Source organism: Ancylomarina sp., assembly GCF_041555295.1.
GTDB lineage: Bacteria > Bacteroidota > Bacteroidia > Bacteroidales > Marinifilaceae > Ancylomarina.
In genome coordinates this window covers 1-5,569 of record NZ_JBFFKR010000228.1, presented here as the reverse complement: position 1 = coordinate 5,569, position 5,569 = coordinate 1, and the positions used below count along the sequence as shown (strand labels likewise).

Annotated in this window: 3 protein-coding genes; 1 reads left to right on the top strand and 2 read right to left on the bottom strand. The window is 37.2% G+C overall.

The window, feature by feature from the left end:
- Positions 1–2,251 (bottom strand): DNA polymerase III subunit alpha (locus ABY905_RS13400; protein ID WP_372644709.1); only part of this gene is annotated, 2,251 nt, incomplete at its 3' end.
- A gap of 648 nt (positions 2,252–2,899) precedes the next feature.
- On the opposite strand from ABY905_RS13400, the gene ABY905_RS13395 reads away from it, so the two are divergent.
- Positions 2,900–3,724 carry a universal stress protein gene (locus tag ABY905_RS13395; RefSeq protein WP_372644707.1) on the top strand — a complete coding sequence of 275 codons (825 nt, stop codon included), beginning with the start codon at positions 2,900–2,902 and terminating at the stop codon, positions 3,722–3,724.
- A gap of 66 nt (positions 3,725–3,790) precedes the next feature.
- Here the strand turns inward: ABY905_RS13395 and ABY905_RS13390 are convergent.
- Positions 3,791–5,569: DUF748 domain-containing protein (locus ABY905_RS13390; RefSeq protein ID WP_372644705.1), on the bottom strand; the 1,779-nt coding region annotated here is incomplete at its 5' end.

Sequence of the window (5,569 nt, the reverse complement as noted above, 5' to 3'; positions counted from 1 at the left end):
TCATCTTAAAGGTTTTCCCTTTACCTTTCACTTCTTTTTCAAAGCCTTCCATAAATTCCTCATTGGCCAAACAGCCTTCGATAAATTTAACTTTCAGCTTATCCATTTCAGCAATTTTCTTCTTACCCATTGCCTTACGCAAGGAGTCTGACATACCACGAGTGAATCCTCCCAGTGCTCGCGACTGGAGCATCACCTGCTCCTGATAAACTGTAATCCCGTAGGTATCCTTCAGATACTTTTCCATAATAGGATGATCATAGACAATCTCCTCAACCCCATGCTTACGATTCACAAAGTTGGGAATATATTGCATTGGACCCGGACGATAAAGAGCATTCATAGCCACTAAGTCTTCAAAACGGTTAGGTTTCAAACCCTTCAAGTGCTTTTTCATTCCTGGTGACTCAAACTGGAAGATACCTGTTGTTTCACCATGAGAGAAAAGCTCAAATGTTTTCTCATCATCAATAGGAATCGTATCGATATCAATATCAATTCCTTTAGAAAGCTTCACATTGGCCAGGGTGTCCTTGATAATAGACAAGGTTTTCAGACCCAGAAAGTCCATCTTAAGCATCCCAACATCCTCTACAAAGCGACCATCGTACTGAGTAACCAACAGGTTAACCCCCTTGACCTTCATGATAGGGATGTGTTCAGTCAGATTATCACGACCAATCAGAATACCACAAGCATGTACTCCAGTCTGACGAACTGAACCCTCTAGATGTTCGGCAAAACCAAGTGTTTGTGATATCAGGTCATCATCTGAAGTTCTTTCTCGCTCAAGTTCAGGTTCTTCTTTAAAAGCCTTTGCCAGACTCACTTTAGGACCATCAGGAACAAGTTTAGCCAAACGATTGGCCTCTGATAGTGGTAATTTGAGAACACGTGCCACATCCTTGATAGATGATTTAGCAGCCATGGTTCCAAAAGTTACAATGTGAGACACTTTATCATGTCCATATTTATCAGTCACCCAATCCAACACCTGCTGACGTCCATCGTCATCAAAGTCGATATCGACATCGGGCATGGAAATACGATCAGGATTTAAGAAACGCTCAAACAGCAAATCGTATTTAATCGGGTCAATATTGGTAATTTTAATGCAATAAGCTACTGCCGATCCGGCTGCTGAACCACGACCAGGCCCTACAATTACCTCCATCTCACGAGCTGCCTTGATAAAATCCCATGTGATTAGGAAATAACCCGGGAATCCCATCTTTTTAATGGTCTCCAACTCAAAATCTAATCGTTCAATGATATCATTTGGGAGATCTTTCCCCCAACGTTCGTAAGCTCCTTCATAAGCCAGATGGCGTAAGAAAACGTCAGCATCATCAAAACCATCAGGAAGTGGGAAATCAGGCATTAATGGTGGAACGTTTAACTCATAATTCTCAACCTTATCCGCAATTTCTTGAGTATTAGCAATGGCTTCTGGAATATCAGCAAAGAGTTCACTCATTTGAGCAGTCGTCTTAAGAAATTCCTGCTTTGTGTAGCGCATTCGTGTCGGATCATCCAAATCCTTGCCCGTATTCAAACAAATGAGCAAATCATGTGCATCGGCATCATCTTCATTCAAAAAGTGAGAGTCATTGGTCGCAATCACTTTCACTTCGTGCTTTTGCGATAATTCAAGAATCTTCTTATTACACAACTCCTGATTATCATATATATCGGCATTCTTAACAGGATCATTCGTTTTGTGACGCATGATCTCTAAGTAATAATCCTCTCCAAACAGATTCTTATACCAATTAATCGTTTCATCCAAATCGGCCCAACGCTCATTCATAATGTGCTGAGGCACTTCGCCCCCCAAACAAGCTGTTGAGATGATCAAACCTTCGTGATGTTTCTCAAGTAATTCTCTATCAATACGAGGTTTGTAATAAAAACCATCGACATAACCTAAAGAAGCTAGTCGCATTAAATTGTGATAACCTACCTTATTTTTAGCCAAAATAATCAGGTGATATCCCGATCTATCCTTTTTATCATTCTTATCGAAACGTGTACGACGAGCCACATAAGCTTCAATACCCAAAATCGGTTTTATCCCACTTGAGGTGGCCGCAGCATGAAACTCCTTAATCCCGAACATATTTCCATGATCAGTTAGGGCAATAGCAGGCATGCCATCTTCCTTAACTTTATCGATCATACGCTTAATTTTAGAAGCGCCATCGAGAATGGAATATTGAGAGTGAACGTGTAAGTGTGTGAATTTGGTCATCGATAAGTATTATTGAAAATTCTTTCTACAAGCGAAACAAATAGGTTGCCAAGCCTTTACTAGATCTGAATATAAAATCTGGCCTTTAGATCGCATTCCGACAAATTTAATCTTTTCTTCGGTTTTATTCTCGTGATCACCATCGAAAATATCAATACCTACATAAGCACATTTTTCACTACCTATATTATTACAAAAGAACTGATTCCTTTGACTAAAAAACTCAACCAATAATCTTTCATCTTGACCTACAGACGATTGAAGGCATATTCTTTAATTTATTTCACTTACTGTAATATTATCGAACATTCATCAAAACATAATTTATTGAAATAGCTAAATATGATGTGTTTACCTTCCATTTTCTTATGCTCACCCATATATCTATAAATAAGGAGCATTTACTCTTAACTCCCGCACTATTAACATTTTAGTGATCAATAAATTAATATAACTTTGCTTGCTGATTATCCAGTACTTACAGAAGTTTTAATGAAGGATAGTTCAATTAATAAAGCCAAGGCAAGAATATCAAATCAAGGTATACTTTCAGGTTTTATTGTTCCCTTATCAAGTCGTTTCACATCCAAATAAAGCCCATTTATATTGTAGTTTAGATGGATTACTTTACTTACAACTGACGAAAACATGACGAAAAATGAAAAAACAATTCTAGTTGCTTGGGACTTTAGCCAGTATGCTGAATATGCCTTAAGCCATGCTCTTTTTTATTCTGAACAAACAGGATTTGATATTTATCTTTTGCACACAGTAAAAGATAAATCTTTGGTTAAGGATACACAAGCTGCTCTTGATAAATCCGTTCAGGAAATATGGGAGCACGAGGGCAAAAAAGTAAAAACAATCGTTAAGATTAGCAATATGTCAGACGGCTTAAAAGAGGCTGCTCAGGAATTAAATTCTCTGATGATATTTGGCGGTCTTCCTGGTTTTAAAGGCTTGCAACGTTTTATTGGTCATTACGTCATGAATGCCATTACAGGTTCTATTATTCCATCCGTTGTGGTGCAACAGCCAAAACTAAAAACGGATCAACTCACAATTATTTGCCCTATTGATCACAGTAGACAAAGCAAAACAAACCTTGCCTGGGTACAAGAATTCGCAAAAAATTGTAATCCAAAAATCTATCTGGTTTACCCAGATTGTGATTACTCCCTAAGAAATGAATTAGTTAGTTCGAACTTAAAATTTTCTCGTAACTACCTGAAACGTTTTGATATTAAATATGAGGAAGAGAAACTAACTTGTCAGAATTTTAAGCTTAGTATGCTAAATTTTGCCGAGAACAAACATGCTGATTTAATTTTAAATGCCACTAAGAAAGAATCTAGATTTAATAACTTCTTTTTCAAATCGGAAAATTACAGCCTAATGGCTAATGACAAACAAATACCAGTCATGTCAATTAGGCCGCAAGAAGGTTTATGGAAGTATGGAAAATTCTATTAGGCTTAAAATGTATTTCTGAATCACTTACAATTGAGCTTTGAAGTCCCAGATTAACGTCTGGGGTTTCTATTTTAAAGAAACCTCTACTCTATAATTAGGTGATTTTAACTGCTCTGGCATATTTCTTAGGTCGGCTGTTTTTATCTTGAAAGATGCCTCATCCAATGCCAAACTATCCTTCATAAAAGTATTAAGAACAGTATTTCGAGTTTTAAGCAAGTTCATAAACACAGAATCGAGCTCTGATTTTCCAACATTCTGAATACACAGAGAAGACAAACTGACTCCCTCTTCTGAATTAGAATTTAGATAAGCCATGAAGTCAATATTTGCAGTCGCCCAATTTATCAGTTGATCATCATCAATATCTGGGAATGATATGCTTTTAGAATTACAGAATGTTCTTATAGAACTCTTAAGAGCCAAAAATTCTTTCTCTTTCTGCAAGTTTGTTTCCTGAACAAATGAGAAGCTCAGTTCGTCCTTTTTAGTTAAAATTGTTCCAATCTTTCTCAGGTTTTTCTTTTGCGTTGCATCCAGGCTATCCTGAAGAAAATGGAAAGGAATGGTTTTTATACTCTCAGGATCTCCTCCAGCTAAATTTCCCAGTATATTAAAGGGCTGACTGGCTGTTTTAACCAGAAAGTTCATCAAGGTTTTCCAGATGATCTTCCCAATTCTAAAATCTGGATCCGATGGATTTCCCGATACAGGTAAGTCGAATGCAATTAAATCGTTTTTATCTTTCAAGAGATAAAGAGCCAATTGAACGGGGGCTTTTAAGGTATTCTTATCCTTGGTTTTGTTTCCAAAATCCAATTCTGAAATACGAATATTATTTTTATTCTTAAGCGTAGTACCCGTCATTTCGATACTGGTTTTGTAATTAAACTCCCCTTGCGTGATTGGGCGAGCAATATAAAACTCTGTGTAGGGCGAGAAGCTCATCATTTCCAGATTCTCTACATGACTTTTAAATGAAACAGACGTGAAATCTTTCAAACTAAAGGTTCCCTCACCTACCGAGCGACCTGAGCCATGTAAATTCATTGAGTATGATAAAGGAATTGAGTCTGCTTTCTCAGATAATGTTCCCATTTTTATATCAATAGCTTTCAGGTCGTAAACGAAAGGACGATTTAAGGTATTATCCGTAAAACTCAATAAACCATTGTTCACCGAAATACTTTTAACCTGATAAAATAGATTTGATACCGTATCAATTTGAGTGGTAATGGTATCAACAGCCAAAGTATCAGCTTGCGTCATAGGGCTAAGTAGTCTTTCGAAATTTGTTGAAGCAGAATCCAAACTGGCATAAATCTCAGGAGAGTCGATATGAATTGCTCCTATTTCGAAATGTGACGTCCCTAAATTCAAGGAATCCAAGTCCACATTAACCGTTTTAGCAGCAAAAAGCTTCTTCTCATCGGCATCTTTCATCTCAAAATTTATTAAGTTGGTCTGCCCCGACACAATCAAATCCACAGGCTTGTCCATACTCCCCTTTAGCTGAATGCTTGTGTTTAATTGACCTGAAATAGACGAAATATTGATGTAATCAGTCAAATACGCCTTTATTGGATCCAAATCAATGGCCTGCATAACCAAATCAATAGCATAAATATTCTTGGCATGATCGACATCGGCATTCACTCGAACCTTCCCCTTATTGCCCATGGCAAACTCCACGCCCATTTCCGATTTCTCATTATTCCAGGCGATCAGAGGCAATTCCAAATCCATCTTCTCAAACTCAATGGTGTTCTTCTTTAAAACATCGGTATAACGAAAGTTCCCATTCTTAAAATTGATGTTTTTTATTGAAAACTTTAAATCTTTTTT

What these genes read in the sequence shown, in the direction of transcription:
- ABY905_RS13395 (WP_372644707.1), top strand. Translation starts at nt 2,900, where the DNA reads ATGACGAAAAATGAAAAAACAATTCTAGTTGCTTGGGACTTTAGCCAG.